At 67.4% G+C, this 21963-nt stretch carries 18 protein-coding genes, 1 tRNA gene and 1 pseudogene; 8 read left to right on the top strand and 12 right to left on the bottom strand.

Annotated elements, in window-relative coordinates:
• Nucleotides 1-273 precede the first annotated feature (273 nt).
• On the top strand, nt 274-1728 hold the full coding sequence (locus QY307_02405; protein ID WKZ83123.1) for an NAD-dependent succinate-semialdehyde dehydrogenase: 1455 nt from the start codon (nt 274-276) through the stop codon (nt 1726-1728).
• Between the two features lie 8 nt (nt 1729-1736).
• Here QY307_02405 and QY307_02400 read toward each other — a convergent pair whose 3' ends face one another.
• From QY307_02400 to QY307_02385, 4 genes are all read right to left on the bottom strand, one after another.
• A complete protein-coding gene (locus QY307_02400; GenBank protein ID WKZ83122.1) occupies nt 1737-2684 on the bottom strand; it encodes a class E sortase in 948 nt (315 codons plus the stop codon).
• Nucleotides 2685-2740: 56 nt separating this feature from the next.
• Nucleotides 2741-4657, bottom strand: coding sequence for a cell wall-binding repeat-containing protein (locus QY307_02395; protein ID WKZ83121.1), 1917 nt, complete (start codon nt 4655-4657; stop codon nt 2741-2743).
• A 569-nt stretch (nt 4658-5226) separates the two neighbouring features.
• Nucleotides 5227-5385: a hypothetical protein gene (locus tag QY307_02390; protein ID WKZ83120.1), complete on the bottom strand. Its 159-nt coding sequence runs from the start codon at nt 5383-5385 to the stop codon at nt 5227-5229.
• A 240-nt stretch (nt 5386-5625) separates the two neighbouring features.
• Nucleotides 5626-6153: a hypothetical protein gene (locus QY307_02385; protein WKZ83119.1), complete on the bottom strand. Its 528-nt coding sequence runs from the start codon at nt 6151-6153 to the stop codon at nt 5626-5628.
• A gap of 25 nt (nt 6154-6178) precedes the next feature.
• On the opposite strand from QY307_02385, the gene QY307_02380 reads away from it, so the two are divergent.
• The gene (locus QY307_02380; GenBank protein ID WKZ83118.1) at nt 6179-6376 is read left to right on the top strand and encodes a hypothetical protein; all 198 of its coding nucleotides are present in this window, start codon (nt 6179-6181) and stop codon (nt 6374-6376) included.
• Between the two features lie 92 nt (nt 6377-6468).
• Here the strand turns inward: QY307_02380 and QY307_02375 are convergent, their stop codons facing one another.
• Nucleotides 6469-8250, bottom strand: coding sequence for a cell wall-binding repeat-containing protein (locus QY307_02375; GenBank protein WKZ83117.1), 1782 nt, complete (start codon nt 8248-8250; stop codon nt 6469-6471).
• A 37-nt stretch (nt 8251-8287) separates the two neighbouring features.
• Complete coding sequence (locus QY307_02370; GenBank protein WKZ83116.1) at nt 8288-8917, bottom strand: hypothetical protein; 630 nt, start codon at nt 8915-8917, stop codon at nt 8288-8290.
• A gap of 91 nt (nt 8918-9008) precedes the next feature.
• On the opposite strand from QY307_02370, the gene yedA reads away from it, so the two are divergent.
• Entirely contained in the window at nt 9009-9935 is a 927-nt protein-coding gene (yedA, locus tag QY307_02365; GenBank protein WKZ83115.1) for a drug/metabolite exporter YedA, read from the top strand.
• Between the two features lie 2 nt (nt 9936-9937).
• Here the strand turns inward: yedA and QY307_02360 are convergent, their stop codons facing one another.
• Nucleotides 9938-10654 (bottom strand): YceI family protein, encoded by a 717-nt coding sequence (locus QY307_02360; protein ID WKZ83114.1) that lies wholly within the window; start codon nt 10652-10654, stop codon nt 9938-9940.
• 120 nt (nt 10655-10774) lie between these two features.
• Here QY307_02360 and QY307_02355 point away from each other — a divergent pair, with 120 nt between their 5' ends.
• From QY307_02355 to QY307_02345, 3 genes are all read left to right on the top strand, one after another.
• Nucleotides 10775-12067, top strand: coding sequence for a transglycosylase SLT domain-containing protein (locus QY307_02355; GenBank protein WKZ83113.1), 1293 nt, complete (start codon nt 10775-10777; stop codon nt 12065-12067).
• Nucleotides 12064-12858, top strand: a complete 795-nt coding sequence (locus tag QY307_02350; protein ID WKZ83112.1) for a hypothetical protein — start codon at nt 12064-12066, stop codon at nt 12856-12858. The genes QY307_02355 and QY307_02350 overlap by 4 nt, the downstream gene beginning before the upstream one ends.
• A gap of 84 nt (nt 12859-12942) precedes the next feature.
• Nucleotides 12943-13019, top strand: a tRNA-Val gene (locus QY307_02345).
• A gap of 134 nt (nt 13020-13153) precedes the next feature.
• On the opposite strand, the gene QY307_02340 is transcribed toward QY307_02345, so the two are convergent.
• Both QY307_02340 and QY307_02335 read right to left on the bottom strand, forming a co-directional pair.
• Entirely contained in the window at nt 13154-14326 is a 1173-nt protein-coding gene (locus tag QY307_02340; GenBank protein WKZ83111.1) for a hypothetical protein, read from the bottom strand.
• 18 nt (nt 14327-14344) lie between these two features.
• The gene (locus QY307_02335) at nt 14345-15502 is read right to left on the bottom strand and encodes a hypothetical protein (protein ID WKZ83110.1); all 1158 of its coding nucleotides are present in this window, start codon (nt 15500-15502) and stop codon (nt 14345-14347) included.
• 702 nt (nt 15503-16204) lie between these two features.
• Here QY307_02335 and QY307_02330 point away from each other — a divergent pair.
• Both QY307_02330 and QY307_02325 read left to right on the top strand, forming a co-directional pair.
• Nucleotides 16205-17358: pseudogene (locus QY307_02330) on the top strand (IS3 family transposase).
• A gap of 221 nt (nt 17359-17579) precedes the next feature.
• Nucleotides 17580-19634 (top strand): pentapeptide repeat-containing protein, encoded by a 2055-nt coding sequence (locus QY307_02325; protein WKZ83109.1) that lies wholly within the window; start codon nt 17580-17582, stop codon nt 19632-19634.
• A 105-nt stretch (nt 19635-19739) separates the two neighbouring features.
• On the opposite strand, the gene QY307_02320 is transcribed toward QY307_02325, so the two are convergent.
• The 3 genes from QY307_02320 to QY307_02310 all read right to left on the bottom strand — a co-directional run bounded on the left by QY307_02320 (nt 19740) and on the right by QY307_02310 (nt 21672).
• Nucleotides 19740-19937 carry a hypothetical protein gene (locus QY307_02320; GenBank protein ID WKZ83108.1) on the bottom strand — a complete coding sequence of 66 codons (198 nt, stop codon included), beginning with the start codon at nt 19935-19937 and terminating at the stop codon, nt 19740-19742.
• Between the two features lie 104 nt (nt 19938-20041).
• Nucleotides 20042-20599 (bottom strand): hypothetical protein, encoded by a 558-nt coding sequence (locus QY307_02315; protein WKZ83107.1) that lies wholly within the window; start codon nt 20597-20599, stop codon nt 20042-20044.
• A gap of 434 nt (nt 20600-21033) precedes the next feature.
• Nucleotides 21034-21672 (bottom strand): hypothetical protein, encoded by a 639-nt coding sequence (locus QY307_02310; protein ID WKZ83106.1) that lies wholly within the window; start codon nt 21670-21672, stop codon nt 21034-21036.
• Between the last annotated feature and the right edge of the window lie 291 nt (nt 21673-21963).

Below are 21963 nucleotides of genomic sequence, written 5' to 3'. Positions count from 1 at the left end.
CGGGTCGGTTCGGTGTTTCCTCCCCCCGGAGGGGGGAGTACGGCGGAGCCGGGAGGGGGCAGAAGCAACGACGGTCCTGGCAGGGTGTTGCTGCGGGTGATGTCGCGTTTGTGCCCCCTCCGGCCCTTCGGGCCGGCTCCCCCTGCGGGGGAGGGAATGCCTCACACACATTGGTAGTGCTGGTGCCCCCTGCGGCCCTTCGGGCCGGCTCCCCCTGCGGGGGAGGGCATGTCGCCCGCGACTGTCACCGGCACCTTCTCTACCATCCCGGACATGGCACTACTCGACCGACTCCTCGCGGAGGGCAAGACCGGGCTGTTCATCGGGGGTGAGTGGAGAGCGGCATCCGACGGCTCGACCATGGAGGTCATCGACCCGGCGACCGAGGAGGCCATCGCATCGGTGGCCAGCGGCACCGAGGAGGACGGGCTCGAGGCGGTGACCGCCGCCCAGGGAGCGGCGGGGGAATGGGCCGACACCGCACCTCGGCGCCGCGCCGAAGTCCTGCGCCGCGCGTTCGACCTGATCGTGGAACGCGAGAAGGAGTTCGCCGAGCTGATCACCCGGGAGAACGGGAAGGCCCTCGGCGACGCCATCGGCGAGGTCCGCTACGGGGCCGAGTTCTTCCGATGGTTCTCCGAGGAGGCGGTGAGGATCCGGGGCGAGGTGTACCGGTCACCTGCCGGGGACAAGCGGGTCACCGTCCTCTATCAGCCCGTGGGCGTGTCGCTGCTGGTCACCCCGTGGAACTTCCCGATCGCCATGGGAACCCGCAAGATCGGTCCGGCCCTTGCCGCCGGCTGCACCGTGGTGCTCAAGCCGGCCTCCGACACCCCGCTGGTGGCGCTCGCTCTGGCCGACCTCCTGGCCGAGGCGGGGTGTCCGCCCGGGGTGGTGAACGTGGTTCCGGCGGGGCGGTCGGGCCCGGTGGTGGCGGCGATGATGGCCGACCGCCGGGTCCGCAAGCTCTCCTTCACAGGCTCCACGGAGGTTGGCCGTCTGCTGCTGGCCAACGCCGCACAACGAGTTCTCAACGTCTCGATGGAACTCGGTGGAAACGCGCCCTTCCTGGTGCTCGCCGACGCCGACATCGACGCCGCCGTGACCGGGGCGATGCAGGCCAAGATGCGCAACGCCGGCGAGGCCTGTACCGCTGCCAACCGCTTCTATGTGGCGCGACCCGTGGTCGACGAGTTCGCGGCGCGCCTGGCGACGGCGATGGAGTCGCTGCAGGTGGGTCCGGGAATGGAGCCCGGGACCGACGTCGGGCCGCTGATCAACGCCGCCAGCCGGGACAAGATCGCCGAGATGGTCGAGGAGGCGGCGGCCGATGGGGCGGTGGTGACCGGTGGCAAGGCGCCCGAGCGTCGGGGTTACTTCTACCTGCCGACGGTGATCAAGGACGTGGCCAGGGGAGCGGGAATCCTCGGAACCGAGATCTTCGGTCCGGTGGCGCCGATCGTCGCCTTCGACGATCTCGACGATGCGGTGGAGCAGGCCAACGACACCGACATGGGCCTCATCTCCTATGTGTACACGGCCGACGAGCGGGTGGGGATGGGTGTCGCCGAGCGGCTGGAGGCGGGGATGGTGGCGCTGAACCGCGGCCTCATCTCCGATCCGGCCACCCCCTTCGGTGGCGTCAAGCAGTCGGGGTTGGGCCGGGAGGGCTCCCACCACGGGATGCACGAGTTCCTGGAGCCCAAGTACATAGGGGCCCCCTGGTAGGCGCCCCGTCAGGCGGGCGGCTGCGGAGGCGTGTACAGCGACGGGTACTCGACCCTGATGGCGGCGGCGTTGGGCCCGTCCACCAGCTTCGAGAACACGATCAGACGCTGACGTGACGAACCCTTCGGGTGGCATGTCGTGAGCGTGAGCCAGCCCCCGGTCCACTGCTCGGTCACCCAGACGTCGTCGGGTGCCACTATCAGCGTGGACACCACCTCGTAGGTGTGGTCGCCGATGAGGGTCTCCACGGTGAACCGATCGCCGGGCACCAGCAGGTCGAGCCGGTTGAACGGCGATCCGTAGGTGGTCCGGTGGCCGCTGATGACCGCGTTGCCGGGTTGCCCGGGTACGGCAGTCCACGGCATGTGCCCGGGTCCTTTGCGGAGGTCGGCGGCGCTGACGCCCTCCACCAGGACCCAGTCGACCCCGGCCTGGGGGATCACGATCCTTCCCAGCGCCATCCCGGAGGCGGGCGGTGCCTCGACCACGATGTTGTCGGACTCGGCGAGCAGCGGGTCCCCGGCGGTGCCGATGAGGATCGGGACGTCCTCGGGGTCGTCGAACTCTGCAGGATCGGCGGAACTCGTGTCCGGTGGCGTCTCGGTGGTGACCGGGACCGGTCCCTCCTTCCTGGCCTCGAACTCCACCTCGAGGTCGGCCTGATGGGAGGCGGCGATGGCGTCGGTGCCGAACTTCTGGAAGGCAGCGAATCCGATGAAGGACAGCCCGGCGAGCACCATGGCCACGCCGAGTGTGAGCGCCCACGGATTCCACCTGCGTCCCGTGTTCTCCGGGTCCGGCACAAGGGCGCCGGGGGGAAGTTCATCTTCCGCCGGCAGCGGTGTCGGTGCCTCGACGACTCCCGGGCCGATCCTCCCGTCGAACACGCCGATGTCTATCGCCTTCTCGAAGGTCAGAAGTGCCGAACCGGTGTCGTGACGCTGGGTGAAGTCCACCGGTGGCAGGGTACCGGTGGACGGTTGCTGTGTTACGACATCTCTTCCTGGCCGGGTCATCGCCCGAGTTGGGCGGCCACCGCTTCGCTCACCACGGCGGGCCCGCCGAGGATGATGATCTTGGTCGGAGCCAGCCGGGCGATCTCGTCGCGGATCACGTCTGGCACCGAGGTCGAGGACACGAAGAGGAGCGGCCCGTCGCCGATCCGGGTGGCGGGACCGGCGGCCAGGGCGTCGGGGAAGTTCTCGCCGGTGGCGATGTACACCGTGTCGGCCCCGTCGGGGTAGGTCGCCCTCGACACCTGCGCCGCCGTGGCGTACCGAGTGGCGCCCGCAAGGCGGGTGACCGTTGGAGCAAGGCCTCCCAGCTGATCCAGGGTGACATCGCTGACCACGCTGGCGTCACCCACCACCACGATCCGGGTCGGGGCGAGGCGTCGCAGCTCGTCGGCGACCACCGACGGGACCCCGGTGGCGGGCAGCAGGAGGAGCGGGGCAGCGGCGGCGATGGCGGCCGGGGCGGCGGCGAGGGCGTCGGGGAAGGCGGTCCCGGTGGCGACGAACACGGTGCCGGCACCTGACGGGAACGCAGCCTTGGAGACTTCGACCGCCGTCGCGTAGCGGTTGCTGCCGGCGCGACGGGTCACCTGAGCGCCGGGCAGAAGATTGCGGACCTGGTCGAGTGTGGCGTCGGAGACCGCCGTCGACCCACCGAGGACCACCACCTGAGCGGGGCGCAGACGGGTCAGCTCGCGCTGGGTGTCTCCCGGGAGGCCGGTCGGGGAGGCGAGGAGGATCGGTGCGTTCTGCCGGGCGGCGGCGGGTCCGGCGGCAATGGCGTCCGGATAGTTGGTGCCGGTGGCGAGGTAGACGACGCCTCCGGTGACATCGGGGTGCGAGTAGCGGGCCACCACCGCTGCGGTGTCGTAACGGTCACCGCCGGCGAGGCGTGGGTTCTCGGCGACACCTTCGACGACGTCGTTGCCGTCTCCGCCGCAGATGACGTCGTTGCCGCCCATGCCGTCTATCTGGTCGTCACCCCCGAGCCCGTGGATGACGTCGTTGCCCGAGGTGCCGACCAGGACGTCATCCCAGTCGGTCCCCAAGATCGTGGGTTGCAGGCCCTGGCAGAGTTCGTAGGCGCGAACCACGCCGCGAGGCGCACCCTTGATGAAGTCGACCCCGACGTTGTAGGAGCCGAGATCGAAGGAGGCGCCGACCGAGGCCGCCATCCCGCCACCCGACGCCGTGATGGCGTAGGAGCCCGGGGCGAGGGAGATGCTGTAACCACCGCCGGCGTTGGTCGTCGTCGTACCTGCCGTGGTGGCGATGGTGACCCCGGGCATGGCCTCCCCGAGGTCCATCAGGCCGTTCCCGTTGGTGTCGGCGAACACCACGCCGGTCACGAACAGCGGCGACCCGGCGCGGGGGGTGAGGTGGACCGCCCAGTAGTTCTGGTTGGTGCTCCGTCCGACCCCGATCTCGTTGTGGGCGAGGAACCCGCCCTCACCGAAGACGTGAACCCGGTGGGAAGGCGAGTCGGCGAAGGAGAGCAGCACGTTGCGCGGGTTGGGGCTGCCGCCGTGGAGGGACTCGAGGTAGTTGGCGTCGTCGGGCCAGCCGGGAGGGAGCGGATAGCCGTGGTCGCGCACCAGTCGGTTGGGCCAGATTCCGGTGACGGCGCTCTGGTGGGAGAAGTAGCCGTTGTCGGCGATCTCGTTGGCCTTGAACATGGCCGACGAGGTGAGGGCGGGATTGGGTGCAACGGGAGGAGCCGCCGGTATCGCCGGCATCGAGGATCCCATCTCGGCGGCGAATGCCCCCGGGTTCCAGCGGGCCCGGTTGAGCTCGTAGACCAGTTGCTGGGCGTCGACTGCTGGATCGGTGGCAGCGACCGCCGCGACGGTCGGCAGCAGAGCAGAAGCCAGGGCCGCGGCGGCGAAGATCGAGAGGCGGTTACGGAAGGTGGTCACTTCAACCACTCATCGGAGTGGCGGGGGTGGACCTGAAGGGATTGATCGAGATCGCGAAAGCCCGGCGAGTGACTAGTCAGTTCGCTGCTGGCCGAACGATCTGATCACTTTGGGCGTTCATCTGGAAGTGGGTTGTGGAAAGTGCTACGTTGAGTGGTGATGAGGGGGTGTGCCGGTGGGAGCCGGAACGCCGAGGACAGAAGTGCATGTGGCAATGCAGGAAAGGCGCGGTCCAAGATGATTCGTTCTACACATGCGAGCTCGCCGAGGGCGCGCGCAGGTTCCGGGCTGACCGTGATCGGCCTTGTGATGGTCTTGATGGCGTTCGGGGTGGCCGTCGCGGTCCCCGCCTTCGCCCACCACGCCACTATCACCGGCACTCCCACGTGTGAGACCAACGAGGGCGGCCTCTACAAGGTCGACTGGCTCACGACGTCATGGGGGACGGGCAACAACGTCAAGTATGAGAACTCGAGCATCACGGTTTCCTACCGTGTGAACGGCGGATCATGGGTCGAGATCCAGACAGGCGCATTCGATTACCCGAACTTGTCCTTCGGCGGTTCGATCTACCTCGCCGCCACCAACGACCTCGACTTCAAGGTCGTGGCCAACTCCAACTGGGGGAACGGCAACACCAGCCACGGGCCCTGGAACCACAGCAACCTGAAGGTCGGCAAGAACTGCCCGACCACGACGACCACCGTCGCCGGGCCTTCGACGACCACCACAGTGCCGGATGGGCCGCACCCGTCGTGCCCCGAGGGGTACACGCGATACGAGGACCTCTCGCCGGGCGCAGCGGTGTCCGCCGGTGGCGTGACCGTCTACCTCCATCCAAAGGCCGGGGAACCAGGTGAGTACGACGGGGTGACCTCGGTGGACGACCCCACGGGATCGGCCCTGGTCTACGTCAAGACCGGTGGAGGCCCGGACACGCACTACCTCGTGTACCCGGGCACGCTTCCCTACACCACTCCGGCAGGCCCGGGTGGGGCGCCGTACGGGATCTCGCACCTCGACATCTGCGTGGATCCGACCGCCACTACTACGACTACGGAGCCGCCGACGACTACGACTACGGAGCCGCCGACTACGACGACTACGGAGCCGCCGACTACGACTACGGAGCCGCCGACGACTACGACTACGGAGCCGCCGACGACTACGACTACGGAGCCGCCGACTACGACGACTACGGAGCCGCCGACGACTACGACTACGGAGCCGCCGACGACTACGACTACGGAGCCGCCGACGACTACGACTACGGAGCCGCCGACGACTACGACTACGGAGCCGCCGACGACTACGACTACGGAGCCGCCGACGACTACGACTACGGAGCCGCCGACGACTACGACTACGGAGCCGCCGACGACTACGACTACGGAGCCGCCGACTACTACGAGCACCACGATCGGTGGTCCGAGCACGACCACCAGCACCACGGATCCGACGACCACGACGACGAGCACCACGGATCCGACGACCACGACGGTCGTTCAGACGAGCACCACCGTGGCGGGGCCGAGCACGACGGTCGGTCAGACCACCTCGACGGTGGCGGGGCCGACCACCACCGTGCCCGACCTGCCCAACACCGGCGGTGGAGGCAACCTGCTGCTGGTGGCCCTGGCCGGCCTGGGATTGCTGCTCTCGGGCGCCGGCCTCCTGGTGACCGCCGACGAGAAGCGTCGCCTCTACCGCGGAATCTGACCTGCGGTCATCGACCGCGACCGACGCCCCGGGGCCACACCCGGGGCGTCGGTCGCGTCGGAGTCACAGAGAGCCATCGGCCCCTCGGAGGATCAGGGCTCGAGCAGCCGGACCAGTGCCGCCAGGACCGAGTCGGGCACCGCAGCCGGGCCGCCGAGTATCACCACGTTGGTGGGGTCGAGCCGCTCGAACTCATCTCGAACGGCGTCGGGAACGCCCCACGGGGTGACCAGGAGCAGCGGGCCAGGGTTGGTGCCGGCAGCCGGTCCGGCGGCGAGAGCATCCGGGTAGTTCTCCCCGGTGGCCACGTACACGGTGTTCGCCCCCTGGGGGTACGCCCGCTTGGACATCTCGGCCGAGAGCGAGTACCGGCTGGAGGCGGGGATGCGGGTCACGGTCGGGGCGTAGGCCCGGAGTGCCGTCTCGGTCTGGGCCGACACCGCCTCGGTCCCGCCGACGATGACGATCCGGCTCGGCCCGAGACGGGTCAACTCGGCTCCGACGTCGGACGGGATGCCGGTGGACGGCACCAGCAGCAGGGGAGCCTCATCCAGGATGGCGTTCGGCGACGCCACCAGGGCGTCGGGAAAGTTGAGCCCGGTTGCGACGTACACCACATCCGCCCCCTGGGGGAAGGCTCCTGCGGAGACGGCGGCGGCGGTCCCGTACCTCGTGGGCCCGGAGCGACGCACCATGGTGGCCGCAGGGAGGAGCGCCTTCACCTCGGCTAGCACTTCGTCGGCGATGGCCACCGGTCCCCCCACCGCCACCACCTTGGAGGGCTGGAGGCGGGCCAGCTCGCTGCGGGTGCTGCCGGGGAGGGCGGTGGGAGCGGTGAGTAGGATCGGGGCGTCCTCACGGGCGGCGGCGGGACCGGCAGAGAGGGCGTCCGGGTAGTTGCCGCCGGTGGCCAGGTACACGGTTCCTCCGCTGGCTGTCGGGTGGGAGTACTGGGAGGTCTGGACCGCCGTGGCGTACCGGTCGGCACCTGCGAGCCGGCTCGGATAGGCGCGCACCTCCCCGACAGGCGTGCCCTTCTCGAAATCGACCCCGACGTTGTGCCCGATCACCAGGACCAAAGCCGTGGACGCCCCGAACCCGGCACCGGAAGTGGAGATGGTGTGCTTCCCGGGGGGGAGCATCAGCGAGTAGCCACCACCGGCGTTCGTGGTGGTCGAGGACCCACCCGCACTCACCTGAACCCCGCTGCGACCCTCGCCGAGATCCATCCTGCCGTTCCCGTTGGCGTCGTCGTACGCGACGCCGGTGACGAAGAGCGTCCACGGGGCGGATTCGGTGCGCGACGCTGCGTTCACGGAAAGTGCCCGGCACGATCCGCCCCGCGTGGAACAGAGGTCGGTGTGGCCGACGCCGATCTCGTGTCGGGTCCACTGGAACAGGATCGGGGTGTGGTACGGCGAGTCCATGAAGATGGCGGCCGGCGGCGGCACACTGCCACCACCATTCGAAGCCCACAGGACCTCGATGTAGTTGTCATTGCTGGACCAGTAGGACGGGAGGGGATACCCGTACGACCTTGCGAGGCCATTCGGCCACTTCCCGGTGATCGGGCTCTTGTGGGCGAAGTAGTCGTACCAGGCCATCTCGTTCGACTTGAACCCCGACGAGGCGTACAGGGAGGTGTTGGGCGCGAGCGGCGGCTGAGGGAGCAGGCCGGCCGCCTCTGACAGGCCGTACGCCCCCGGGTAGGCGGCCTCGATCTCGGCGGCGTACCCCTGCGGATCCCACCGGGCCCGGTTGAGGTCGTAGACGAACCACTGCTCCTCGGCGGTCACGTCCTCGGGAGCGGCCATGGCGACCGGGGTCACCATGAGCAGCATAAAGGCGACGGCGGCTGGGAGACGGGATCTCATCTGGGGCCGCAGGGTACCCCAGCCCGGGTCATGAACTTCAGTTCCGCGGCTCGGAGAGCGGCGCCGCAGCCGCCTCGTTCCCACCGGCGCCCCAGATGGCGAAGCGGCGAACCAGGGCGAAGGCGGCCGAGGACACCGGCAGGTCCACCGAGTCGATCCCCATGAATCCGACCACGGCCTCGGCGAAGTGCTCGGCCGGCACCCGGCCCCAGGTCGATCCCTGGGTCCACTGCTGGTCGGCGGCGAACCCCTGAGCCCCGAGGAACTCGGCACCGAGGCCGCCTTCGTTGAAGCCGCAGGAGAGGTCGAGGTGGTGGGCGAACTCGTGGATCAGGTGCTCGGCGCGCACCTTGCCGTGCTCGACGAACACGGTCTGCTCGGACCGCCGATAGAAGGCGGCGATGCCGGACACCTTGCCGCTGGCCCAGGCGTCCTCGGCCCTGTCGACCACCACCACGGAGACCGGTGGCACGCAGGCTGCGGCCGCCGGGAAGAAGAGGTGGATGCGAGACCACTGGTGCGAGATCTCGGAGGCCTCGTCGATTGTCGGCTCCCCGGAGATGGTGAGCCCCTCGGCGCGCCTCGTCACATTGGCCATCGCCGGGGCAGCCATTCCCATAAGGATGGCGACCAGGACGACCAGGGCGGTGACGGTACGCTTGAACACGATAAGTATTCATCGGCACCACGCTGCGTGGTCTTGAGCGGGTGACGATTTCACCGCGGTGGCAGAATGCCATCGACGACCCGAACGGAAGATGGCACCGAGCACCGACACACCCGAAGGGTCCCGAACCGCTTTGGTCGCCGCCTCCCTCTTCCTGGTCTATGTGGTGTGGGGCTCTACCTACCTGGCGATCAAGTACGGGCTGGAGTCGTTCCCGCCGTTCCTCATGAACGGGATCCGGCTGGTGGTCGCCGGCGCCGCCCTCTACGCCATCGCCCGGGCCCGCGGCCGTTCCCATCCCGACGCAGTCGAGTGGCGCAACTCGGCCCTGGTGGGGACGGTGCTGTTCATCGGCGGCCTCGGCCTGGTGGCGGTGGCCGAGGACAACGGGGTGGGGTCCGGCCTGGTCGCCTCCGCCGTGGCGGTGATGCCCCTGTGGGCGGCCCTGTGGAGTGGGGTGTTCGGCCGCTGGCCGGACCGCTTGGAGTGGGCCGGTCTCCTGGTGGGCCTCGCCGGGGTGGTCCTGCTCAGCCGCGAGGGCGACTTTCGGGGGTCGCCCCTGGGCACCCTGTTGATGGTCCTGTCACCGTTTCTGTGGGCGTTCGGCTCGGTGCTGGCGGGCCGGATGCGGATGCCGAAGGGGCTGATGGCGTCTGCAACCCAGATGCTCACCGGCGGCATGGCCCTCGCCCTGGTCGGGCTCGCCCGGGGGGAGCGGCTCGGCGGGACCCCGACGCTTCGATCGGTACTGGCCCTGGTCTACCTGGCGGTGTTCGGATCCCTCTTCGCCTACACCGCATACGCCTACCTGCTGGCCACGACGCGTCCGGCCGTCGCCACCTCCTACGCCTACGTGAACCCGGTCGTGGCGGTACTCCTCGGGGTGACACTCGGCGACGAGGTGATCGGCGGGTGGACCATCGTCGGGCTGCCGATCATCCTGCTCGGGGTCGGCCTGGTGGGGGCGGCGCAGCGCCGGCGGACACGCAAGCCGATGGCCGGCATCGAACCGGCCTGACGTCACCCCCGGGCGAAGGTCAACTGGAACTCCATGATCCCGTTGTCTTCTATCGAGAGCACCGCCAGCGCCGACGGCGTCGCGACGTCGTAGTCGGCGAACACGATCGGGGTCGATCCGACCACGATGATCACGTCTCCCACCAACTGGGCCTCCAAGTCGATCGTCACCCGGTTGGTGACGCCGTGGATGGTCAGATCGCCGACGGCGGGGATGGCGAACGGATCGCCCGACTCGGCCTCGGCAGGGAGAGTCACCGGCTCCACCAACACGAAGGAGGCGGTGGGGAAGAGGTCGGTCTCCAGCGCCTGATCGCGCAGGGATCGGTCGCGGCGGCTCGAGTCGCTGGTGAGCGTGGTCACGTCGACCTCGACCTCGACCTCCGTGACCTCTCCGCCCTCAATTGTCAGTGATCCGGTCACGTCCTCGGTGCGACCTGCCGCCGTGGTGAAGCCCACCCTCACCAGCTCCTCCTGGACGCGGTAGCCGGCGAACGAGCCGGGCGATATGGACCAGGGTCCTTCGACGCCGTCAGGGCTGCTCGATTCGGCCGGCGCCCCGGGAACGGTGGTCGAGGTGGCCGCCGCAACCGCCTCCCCCAGATCCACCGGCGGCGGGGCGTCGGAGCGGAGCAGGAACCACCAGGCGGCGAACCCGGCGACCAGGATCACGCCGAGAGTCGCGCCCGAAGTGACGATCAGCTTCTTCTTGAATGACATGTGGGCATCTTGACCGGCCCCGGTCGCTACCGGCCTGGATTCCGATGAGAAGGTGGTGAGATTGCTCGCCGCGGGAATCACCCGAACCGTGTCTCCCGGGTACGAATAGGATCGGCGTCGATGAACGCCCCGAACCGCCGGAGGCGGCGGCTCGCCGCCACGATCGTCCTGGCACTCATGGCGGGAGGGCTGCTCTCGGCCGGTACCGCCTCCGCCAAGACCGTCACCCTCGACGACATCGCCGCCGCCGAGGCCGAGGCGAGGCAGGCCGAGGCCCGGCTCGCCGAGACGCGGCGCGCCATCGAGGAGACCGAGCAGGCGGTGGCGAGGCTCCAGGCCACCATGCTGCGGCTGGGGGAACGCCGCAGTGAGGGGATCGCCTCCATCGACTATCAGGACTCGGCGATCCGGACGCGGATCGCCGCCATGTACATGACCGCCGGCGGCAGCACCCCGATAGTGGTCACCGACGTGGCCTCGTTCTCCGCCCGACTCGCCTACCTGGCCGCCATCGGTGAGGGGGACCGTGACCTGCTCAACCGCTTGGTGGTCTCGACCAACGATCTGGGCGACCTGCTCGCCTCGGCGGAACAGCGACTCGCCGAGGAGAGGAGCCGTCTCGGTCCACTCCAGGAGGAGGCCGCCGCCCGTACCGCCGCCGTCGAGACCGCCCGTGGTCGCGTCACCGAGTTGCGCAGCACCTGGCAGGCGCAGGAGGAGGCGCGCCGAGCCGCCGAGGAGGAGGAGCTGCGGCGCCAGGAGGAGCTGCTGGCATCTCAGCTCACCACTACCACGCAGGCGTCTACGCCGGCCTCGACCACGACGACCACCACGCCCGACTACGGCTACGTGCCCACTGCCGGCGTCGAACAGTGGCGGCCGATGGTGACGTCCGTGTTCCAGTCGTGGGGCCTGGCCCAGACCAAGTGCGCCACTCGCAACGGGACCGAGTTCTGCGTCGGATCACAGGTGGACAACGCTATGGCGGTGATGGCGTGCGAGAGCAACGGCGTGCCCTATGCCGTGAACTCGCGCAGCGGCACCGCCGGGCTGTTCCAGAACCACCCGTACTACTGGCAGAGCCGCGTCGACCGGGTGCGGGCCTACCACTCGGACAAGGCGCCGAACCTGCCGGCGGATGCCGACATCCTCAACCCGGAGCACAACGCGATCGTCGCCGCCCTCCTGGTCTGGGAGTCGCGCGAGACCCTGCTCGGCAACCGCAATGGGGGGGCGATCAGCCCGGCGGTGTGGCCGGAGTTCAACTGGGAGAAGTACGCCAATTCGGGGTACGGCTACTCGGCGTGGGGCAAGGGACCGAACCCGTGGGGCCACTGGTCGTGCGCCCGGTATCCCGGGATCTACTCCAACTCGTGGGTCCACCCCTGGGCCAGCCAGCAGAGCCCGCCATGATCGGTGACATGTGGCGCCGCGTTCGATCCGCCGTCACCGCCCGAGAGCGGGTGTCCGGAGAGCCGTCGAGCCGCAACGGCGCCTCGTCGCTGCATCTCGCCTGGGAGCTGCCACAGGTGCCGCTGATCGAGGTGTCGGCCACCCTGGAGGTGCTGCAGCCCCCGGCCGTGCGCAGGACCTACTTCTGGGCACTTCAGGTGAGCTTTGCCAGCGAGCGAACCTTGCGTGGCGGCGCCCATCTGGGCTTGCAGTGGAACCGTCGCCATCGCGGATGTACCGCCGCCAACTGGGGCGGGTACGCCCCCGGCGACCACGGCGCGACGCTCAGGGGGAGTGAGTCGTCTCTGCCGGGCCTTCGGTCCGATCCGAACACCAGGCAGTTCCCGTGGGAGCCGGGGCGTCGGTATCTCCTGCGGGTGGCGCCTTCCCCCGACTCGCCCCCGGAGGTGCACGCCTGGCGGGGGAGCATCACCGATGTCGAGTCGGGCAGGGAGACCGTGGTGCGCGACCTGTACACCGACGGCGCCTACCTCGCCACACCGATGGTGTGGACCGAGTCGTTCGCCCGATGTGAGCATCCCGGTGTTGCGGTCCGGTGGTCGGACCTGCGGGCGGTCGACCAGGCGGGACGACAACTGCGGCCGGCCCGGGTTCGGGTCAACTACCAGTCGAGAAGCGAGGGCGGCTGCGACAACACCACCGCCTCGGTCGACGAGCTGGGGATCGTTCAGGCGACTTCCGTCCCCCGACAGGTGCCCCAGGGGGCGTTGTTGGCGATACCCGGATCCTGACCGGCGTCCGTGTCGGAATGACGTTCCGGCGGTCCAGTTGGCGGCGACCCGTGACCGGCTTATCTGCCGGTAGCCTGGGGACACGGGCGCTTAGCTCAGCTGGCCAGAGCGCTTCCCTTACAAGGAAGAGGCCGGGGGTTCGAGTCCCTCAGCGCCCACCAACCGGTGTTGTTACGACAACACACCAAGGCGTGGCGCGGCTTGACCCCGACAGAGCGGCAAGCCCCACACGCAATCAAAATGCGAGCGAGGCTGCGATAGCTACCCGAATAGTCATCGCATCCAAGAGTGAAGCTTAGGGGCTGGGCGTCGAACTTTGACGCCCCAGCCAATCTGCGATCACGCCCGACAGCTCGCTAGATCCCAGGGATCGAGAAGATACTCTCCACTCGCCCTCGGTCTCTTTGGTGACGAGTACCGATAGACCCCGCTCAGGGCTGAACTCGCTCGCGTCGATAACGGCGATGGCTGTAGACGTTCCCAGCTGCGACAGGTCGTCGGTAATCACGACTCGCCAGTCGCCGACTGCGTCCGTGAACACAGTGGCTGGGTGGGTTCCGCCCGAAAGATAAGCTATGTGCAGAACACCGAGGTCGCTCAAGACCGCAAGGTACTGCCCTTCGAGCCTCGCACTCTCCTCGACTTCGACAAAGACCACCACCTCTAGAAGGCCGTCGAACACCTCAGGGGGTACGGACTCCGGGTCAAGAGCGCGCTGCGTTGGCTCTGCCGCATACCAATCGGCATACGGGTCGACGCGCGTCGCAAGTTCAAAAGCGACTTGCATCGGACCCTTTGATCCGCCGCCACGTTCGATGGCTATCTCGGCGAACCATGCCTCAAGCTTCTCGACATCGGTCGAGAATGGATCGCCTCCTCGACCTGCTGCTTCCAGATCGCGGGCCATGACTTGCGCCTGATCGCTGTCGGCAGTGCTCAGGAAGTCAATGGAACCCCTGCTATCGGTAGTGCCGACCCACTCCACGCCCCATTCAGCAGGCCAGTCCGGATATAGGCCGGGGGCCCAATACCCAAGAAGTAGGACCAACCGAGTCTGGTCATCGGCTAGGCCGGCCAGTCGTCCGACGGCATCGGCCGCTCCGTCACGGACTGATCCGAGAGGCTCGTAAACGCGAAGGCGACCTTTGCCTATTACAGGGGGGCTTGGGTAGTCATCATGCAGCATGCCTTGCGACGCGTATGGCGCGGTGAAGAGCACCTCGCTTATGGTCACATCGGCGACGAGATAGGCAGCCACCTCGTCCTGTTCGATCCCAATCAGGGAGACGCCCTCGACAACGACCAACGAATCGCCGGTACGGAGGACACGCGGGAGTCCTGCAGGCGCTCCGACCTCGATCGCATTCTCTCCCCCACCCATGTACAGAGCGACTCCAGCCGCCAACCCGACCACGAAACCTGCCGCCGCAACGGCTCCCACCACAGTCTTTCTTCGTGAGAACGGCACCGGGATCTCCTCTACCCTCTACGGTATCCGGGTTCGGGTGTGGTCGATAGAGACATACGTTGGGTTGCCCGCCATCGTCATGTAGTTGTAAACATAGATTCTGACGTCAGCCCCCTGCCAACTACCTACCGACGTCCACGAGGAGGTGGTGCTATAGGTCCAGCTGGTTCCTGGTGTCACGGTCAGACCCTTCTGGAACACGAAGCTGGTGCCGTTTGGGAACTGGGGCGCGTTCAGGTTCCAGCCGTTGTGATAGCTGCATCCCTCAGGCTCCGAGCCGTAGGACACCTGTCGGCCATACATTGCGAGGTAGATGGTGCCCGAACTCGTTGAGAAGTACCTCTTGTAGTTGACTCGCGCAGTCAAGCTCGAAGGTGGGTCCGTGATCCTCACCGTCTGGTAGATGTACCCGCCGTAGCCGAAGACGCGAGCGTATCGGGGTCCGTCCGTGCCACCGGAGCTCACGGCGGTGACTGAAGCGCCACCCCCACTTCCCCAGAAACTGAAGCCGTTCTCGAAGCTCGCGTTGGCATGCGCATTGTCGCCGAAATGGGACGCGAGGTTTGCGTAGTCGTCCTGCTCCAGGAACCGGAACGTCCCATAGGGAGCACCGCCCAGCCCACAAGCGTCGGTCATCGTTGAGATCGACGAATCGAAGCTGTCGGTGGGACCTGTGTGACCGAGTCCATGGGCATGTCCGACTTCATGGGCGGCCACGCCGATGAAGTCATCTATTGATAGACCTGCCGGGTCAATACTTATGTCGTGGAGGTTGCCGAAGATGTCGCAGTTCGTAGTACCCACCTTCCCAGGAAGGTCCACTACGAATATCTCTATTGCGCCGCCCGTGTATGACGATGTGAAGGTGCCACCAAATGGGTTCCTGACGGCGTCCCAATGAGTTGCTCCAGACGTGAAGTAGGCCTGCAGGTCAGTTGTCCAGCCACTCCCTGCGAAGTTGTACCCGAGACTCGAAACGCCAGTGCAGTAGGTACCTGACCGCAGGGGATAGGCAACCGCCCGCGACGCGAAGAAGCCCAAACCTATCGAGAACACGGATACGGCCAACACCAGTAACGGCCAGTGCCACGAGGCCGAATGGCCCTCATCAGCATTGGAGGGGCACTCGCTCGGATTGACCGTCTGTTCGGGCCTCGGCCTTCGGGGGTCGCCCATACCTGGATGGTACACCCAGTGTGGTGCGCGTGCCTGCCCACCGGAGCCGACGGCCGCTCAGCTCCTCGGACAAGGGTCTCTAACCGCAAGGGAGATCCGGCGCGTTCGCCTCGCTGTCGCCACAAGGTCAGATGGAGGAGTCCAGTAGCCCCATTGACATAGATCCCACGAGGGAGCCTATAAGTGTCGCGACAGTCGACCGAACGGACCACTTGTGAAATATGAGCCCCGCCACGACAACCCAGAGCAAGGCGGCAGACGAGCCGACCACGAACACGTACAACCAGGAGTCGAACATGCTCCGGTAGACGTCCCTAATCGAAGCCCATAGGGGGCCTCCAACCGAGCTACGCGCCGTCAGTGCTCGCCAGGCGGTTCCGGCGCCAAGGGTTGCGAGCAGAGACCCTAGACCGGCGAGTGGTAGCGAACGGAACTCTGATCGCTGCGCGCGCACGAGTGCTAGGACCCCGAAAACAAGGAGACCAACCGCGCCGAGTTGAATGGCCCCGGGAGTGATAGCTACCACCACATCCTCATGCTACGAGGTTCTCATAATGCGAGGCTTCGCGCACCGTCCCATCTACTCAAGCAAGGCGGTTGCGAGGTCCGCGTTCTGTCCAGTTAGGCCCACGTCGTGGTGTGCCCCGGGTTCTGCGGAGGCGGATTGTTGGATTCTGCTGTCATGGTCTGTGAGGAGGACCTATGGCACGCAGAGGGTATCCGGGGGAGTTCCGGCGCCGTGTGGTGGACCTGGTCGAGGGTGGCCGCCGGGTGGCGGAGGTGGCGGCCGAGCTGGGGATCAGCGACCAGTCGATCTACACGTGGCGACGTCAGGCCCGCATCGACGCTGGCGTGGAGCCGGGGTTGACGTCTGGGGAGAAGGCCGAGCTGGTCGCTGCCCGGAGGCGGATTCGGGAGTTGGAGATCGAGGTCGCTATCCACCGGCGAGCCACCGAGTTGTTGAAGGGCGAGGCCTCCCCAAAAGGCGATTCGCGGCGATCCGGGTGATGGCCGCAGAAGGACTCCCCGTGGAGAAGGCCTGTCGGGTGTTGGGGGTGTCGGTGTCGGGCTATTACGGGTGGCTGGACCGTCCGCTGTCGCCTCGAGCGGTGCGTCACGCATGGTTGAGCGAGCTGATCAGCAAGATCCACGCCGACGCCAAGGCTGCCTACGGTGCTCGGCGGGTGCACGCCGAACTCACCCTCGGCCACGGCATCGCCGTCGGGCTTGAGGCGGTGGCGATGCTGATGCGCCGGGCTGGCATCCACGGTCTATCCGGAAGGCCGAAGTTTCGCAAGGTTCCCAACATGGCGACCGCATCGGACCTGGTCGACCGCCGTTTCGGTCGTGACCGGCCAGATCGTTTGTGGGTAACTGACATCACCGAACATCCCACCCGGGAAGGCAAGGTCTACTGCGCTGTTGTCCTGGACACATTCTCTCGACGCGTGGTCGGCTGGTCAATCGATTCGACTGCCACCGCCAGCCTGGTGACCAACGCCCTCGGGATGGCCATCGATAACCGCCGGCCCATCGGCGGTGTGACCGTGATCCACAGCGACCAGGGCACGCAGTTCACGTCGTGGGCGTTCACCCAACGCGCCGTCGATTCCGGATTGGTCCCGTCGATGGGCTCGATCGGGGATTGCTTCGACAATGCGGTCATCGAATCGTTCTGGAGCCGGATGCAGGTCGAACTGTTGAACACCCGGCGGTGGAAGACTCGAGTCGAGCTGGCGACGGCAATCTTCGAGTATCTCGAGATCTGGCACAATCGGCAGCGACGGCACTCGGCACTTGGCATGATCACACCAGTCGAGTTCGAAGCTCGACATCAATCGACACCGGCAGCATGAATCCAGAAAGCTGCCTCCGCCAAACCCAGGACACCCCAAAGCCTCCACCAAACCCGGGGAGGTTCAGCTAGCCGCCGCCTCCGAATCGTGCCGTCTCACCGTTCTGGAGTGTTGTGGGTGGGTGCCGACCCCCGGGGCCGACCCTTGGCGAGCGGGCGGGGCATCCGTGTGACTCGACTTCTATCGTTCCTGCCGATCGTGTGACCAGGGAGGAGGCAACTGTGAGGCGGCCCAGAGTCCTGACGGTGGTCATCCTCTTCCTCACTGCGTGCGGTGACCCCGGTGGCAGCCCGACTTCGACTCTGCCGTCCACCGTCACCACGACCACCACTGCTTCCGTCACCACCTCGACCGTCGCAGCGGGGCCCGTTGCCGTGCCCGCCGGGGTGATCTGGGAGCCGGTGCGCCACGAGGCGTTCGAGGGGACGAACACCCTTCAGGCGACGGCGATCGTGTCGGTGGGGGAGCGTGTCGTCGGTCTCGGCTTCGATGAGGTGATCGAGGGAAGGTCGGGGGAGCCCGTCGCCTGGTACAGCACGGACGGGCGGGAGTGGGCATCCGTGGCCCTTCCCACTGCCCGGCGCCCGGAATTGCCGGACCCGGAGTGGCCCATGTTCCTCCCGGAGTACCTGGCGGTGTCGCAGGAATCCGTGGTGGCCGCCGGCTACGAGTGCGTCGACATGGTCGCCGAGGGAATGGTCCAGTTCTCTTGTGACACGCGTCTCGCGGCAGTCTGGGTGTCCATCGACGAGGGCGCGACCTGGCAGCGGATCGACCCTGAGACTTTCGGATCGGTCGACGCCAATGCCTGGTTCGTAGCAGGCGGGCTGGCCGGCACCGATGTGGGTTTCATCCTGACCGCCTCCGTCCTGGCTCCGGGCGACCAGGAACCTCTGGTCCATGCCTTCGTCTCGGCGGACGGAGTGGCCTGGGAGGAGACCGGCGTTCTCGAAACGCCTGGCATCCTCGTGCCTCGGGCGGTGGTGATCGCCGACGGGATGGTTGTCGCCATCTCGGAGGAGCACCTTTGCGACGAAAAGGTGGCACGCCTTGCGGCCCATGCCACCGCCGAAGGGGTCACCTGGGACCGCCTCGATGCCCTGGGACCGCTGCCCTTGGACACCCTTCCCATCACCGAGTGCGGGGAGGCCGTAGGACCACCAGACCTGCGCGTGCTCCGCGGTGTCGAGGCGAGCACCCTCCGAATCGAGCCGCCCGATCAGGAGGATGTCACCTGGCTGGTTGCGCAGGATCGGGGCGCCTGGATCGATGTGTCGGACCTGGTGCGGGCGGACGTCGTCGTGGCGGCGGCTGTACCCGACGGGCTGATGCTGTTGGAGGAGGTCTCCAGATCGGCTACGAACCTGGTCACCTTCCGGGCTCACATCGAGGCCGAGATTGGCTGGCGAGAACTGCCGATGGCACCGCCACAGCCCGGCGGGTATGGGCGTGATGCCATTCGGGGGACGATCGCGGGGGTCGCCGTCTTGGGATCGGACCTGGTCGCCCTGGCCGAGGACCGTGGATTCGGGGCCGACGACTTGATGGCTTGGGTGAGCGGTCCCGGCGAGGTGACCACTCCCGAGCCTGCCGTGTGCGATCCGGGTCCCGGCGTCGACTGTTCCTGGGCAGTTCTGGAGGGACTGGATCTCTCGGGCATGGACCTGCGCGGCGCCTCCTTCGTGGGGGCCCTTCTCTCCGAGGTCGACATGGGCGGGGCGAACCTGACCGGCGCCGATTTCCGCCACTCGGAGGTGTACGGCTCGAATCTCGCCGGTGCCGATCTCTCCGATGCCGATCTGCGCGCCGCGGTGATCTCGAGCACATCGCTCGACGGCGCCGCACTCCGCGGGGCGAACCTCTCCTACACGAGATGGTGGGGGGTGGAGGTGACGGGGGCCGACCTGCGCGGAGCTTTCCTGCTCGCCACCGACTGGAGCGATGTGGCGGCCTCGGGAGCCGTCTTCGCCGACACCGTCGCCAACGGGGCGAACCTGGAGTTCCTCCCCGGGCCGATCGAACCGATCGACTTCGGTGGAGCCACACTCGTCGACGCCCGACTGTCGGGATCGATCCTCGACCCGGGGACGATCGCCGGCAGCGACTTCACCGGCGCCGATCTCACCCGGGCCGCCATCAGCTACCTGGATCTCACCGGGGCCTTGTTCGTGGGGGCGAACCTCGACGGCCTGGTACTGAATGACGTGACTTGTCCGGACGGGTCGCTCTCCACGGACCATGGCCCCGTGTACGACCAGTCCTGCCCGGGGCTCTGATCCGAGCGGGCCGCCCCACTGGTCCGGTCCCGCATCTCGACGCCGGGCGCCATTGGCCTTGGCGACTCGCCGAGAGTCCCGGGGAGGACGACCCGGCGGCTCTGTTCAGAGCCACCTGCGGAACCAGTACTTCTCGAACGCCACCTTGAGGGCGTGCCAGCGGCGGCTCGGCTGGTGCATTCCGACTCGAGGCGTCGGTTCGGCGTAGAAGTCGTCGCGACCCAGCCCGCCGCGACCGTCACCGGTTTCGATGAGGCCCGAGCGTCTCGGGTGTGGGCCATCTCGGTCCGGTGAAGCGAGCACCAACCATGCTGGCTCCGGGGGGCGGCGGGGCCGGCGAGTGGGAGACCAAACGCGCCGCGGGGAACTACAAGGGAACACCGGAACACGAGTTGGTTGACTTCGGTTCACTCTTCCCAGGGCCTGCAACCCGCGGCGATCGGCGTGCCCCAGTCGTCGTCGCTGGGGGGATCTGGCAGGCCGATCCCCAGCTCGGCGGCGCATGCCCGCAGTCGCTCCAGCCAGGCGCGGGTCTCTTCCTCGGTGGGCGCGGTCATCTCCAACCACACCCACTCGATGTAGTACCTCCATTGGGCTGCGCATCGCGCCATCACGTCTGCCAGGCCGGGAGCACTCTCCGCAGAGAGTCGAAGCAGGTACGGCGGTCGATACCCAGGGCTGGGCGGAATCTCATAGGGGCCGACGACGGCGTAGCCGGAAGACTCTATGCACTCGGCTTCGGCGAGAACGGCCCTCTCATACTCCGCCCATGTGACCGTCCCATCGGCGAACACCTCGTCTTGGAGTGCCTTTCCACCGACATCGGGGCCAGGGTCGTCGGGGAGCGGCTGGGCAAGGATTCGTCCGATCAGATCAGGTTGCGGATCGGTCTGCGACCCGTCGGCAGGTGCTCGTGAACACGCGCCAACCATCACCCCGATCAGCAGTATGAAGGCGGACCTCATGCGGATCACGCGTTGGGCCCTTTCGCATCGGGTGGCGCAATCACCAGTGGATGGACTTGAGCGAGGACCACACGAGGTTCCAGCAATGCTGAGCCCGATGCTGACTCGCCACCGCGACCGACGGTACATGTGGCGCCCAGACTGGTGAGTTCTGCAAGGTGGTCTCGTAGAACGGTCCGCCGCCCAGCTCCTGCCACCGCAGCTTTGCCTGCCGGCCGCACGTGTACCGGACGTCCTGGGTCGCGGCGAGTCCTAGCGTTTCCACCGACCGCTGGGGTGAGCGGATTGCTTACAAAGAGCCATGGCATGATCGCAGGCCTCCCGGACCGGCCGACCGTGGCCGCCACCTCTTCGAAGGAGACCACCGATGCGGGTCTCATGTGGGCTGGCGACATGGCTCCTTCCGTGGGCGGCAGCGTCGGCCATCCCCCTGGTCACTCCTCCCAGGGGGTGCAGTTGTAGGGGCGGATCACGGAGAGCATCGCCTCGTCCACCGTTGGCGGGTCGGAGAGGGGCATCCCCCGCTCGGCGGCGCACAGCCACGCCCGCTCCAACCACGCTTGGACCTCCTTCTCAGACGGAGCGTTCTGTGCATCCCACACGGCCTCGATGGCGAGCGACCACTGCGACTGACACCGGATGTCGACGTCATCGGCAGGGTTCTCGGCTGCGGGCAGGTCACCGTATATTTGGAAGCTGAGGGAGAGTCGCGGATCGTCGCCGGGGGCGAGGCTGAGACCCCCATCCGGATAGGCCAGAGGGCCTTCGACGTCGTATCCTTCGGCGCGGAGACACTCGACGCGAGCAGTCATCGCCCGCTCGTACTCGGCGAAGGTGACGATGCCGTCGGCGAACACCTCGTCTTGCAGGGCCTTTCCGCCCACATCTGGTCCCGTGTAGGCCGGGACGAGCGTGCTCAGGACCTCCTCGATGAATGCCGCACCCGACCGGGCCTCCGAGGTGGTCGTCGTGGAGGCCTGCGAGCAGGCCGACGAGGCGAGCACGACCGAGGCAAGCAGCAGACGAGACAGGCGACCGAACCCGCGGCCGGCGGGGGAAGATGGGGGAGTCACCAGCAGATCGCCAATTCCCGTTCACAGATGCCGCAGAGCACGGTCGGCCCCTTGAAGTGCCTGTGGAAAGATTCTACGCTGAGGCGAGTATCTGTCAAGGGTTGGAAGGAGGCGCCTTGACTGCCGAGACCGTTGTGGATGGTCGCCTTCCTGAGATGATGAGCATGGGTGGGGCCCGCCAGTTGCGGCGCAGGGTCGGCAGGGTCCCTCGGCCACCGGAGGTGGGTCCCAGCAGAGCACGAGGACTTGCGACCCCTTCTCGCAACCCACTGCCGCCCCGGCTCTTATCCG

This window comes from Acidimicrobiia bacterium (assembly GCA_030584185.1).
GTDB lineage: Bacteria > Actinomycetota > Acidimicrobiia > Spongiisociales > UBA11373.
This window is presented reverse-complemented; position numbering and strand designations above follow the sequence as displayed.

Excerpts from the sequence above, each read along its gene's own strand:
- QY307_02335 (WKZ83110.1), bottom strand. The coding sequence starts at position 15,502 with ATGGGCGACCCCCGAAGGCCGAGGCCCGAACAGACGGTCAATCCGAGC.
- QY307_02405 (WKZ83123.1), top strand. The coding sequence starts at position 274 with ATGGCACTACTCGACCGACTCCTCGCGGAGGGCAAGACCGGGCTGTTC.
- QY307_02355 (WKZ83113.1), top strand. The coding sequence starts at position 10,775 with ATGAACGCCCCGAACCGCCGGAGGCGGCGGCTCGCCGCCACGATCGTC.
- QY307_02315 (WKZ83107.1), bottom strand. The coding sequence starts at position 20,599 with ATGAGGTCCGCCTTCATACTGCTGATCGGGGTGATGGTTGGCGCGTGT.
- QY307_02360 (WKZ83114.1), bottom strand. The coding sequence starts at position 10,654 with ATGTCATTCAAGAAGAAGCTGATCGTCACTTCGGGCGCGACTCTCGGC.
- QY307_02350 (WKZ83112.1), top strand. The coding sequence starts at position 12,064 with ATGATCGGTGACATGTGGCGCCGCGTTCGATCCGCCGTCACCGCCCGA.
- yedA (WKZ83115.1), top strand. The coding sequence starts at position 9,009 with ATGGCACCGAGCACCGACACACCCGAAGGGTCCCGAACCGCTTTGGTC.
- QY307_02375 (WKZ83117.1), bottom strand. The coding sequence starts at position 8,250 with ATGAGATCCCGTCTCCCAGCCGCCGTCGCCTTTATGCTGCTCATGGTG.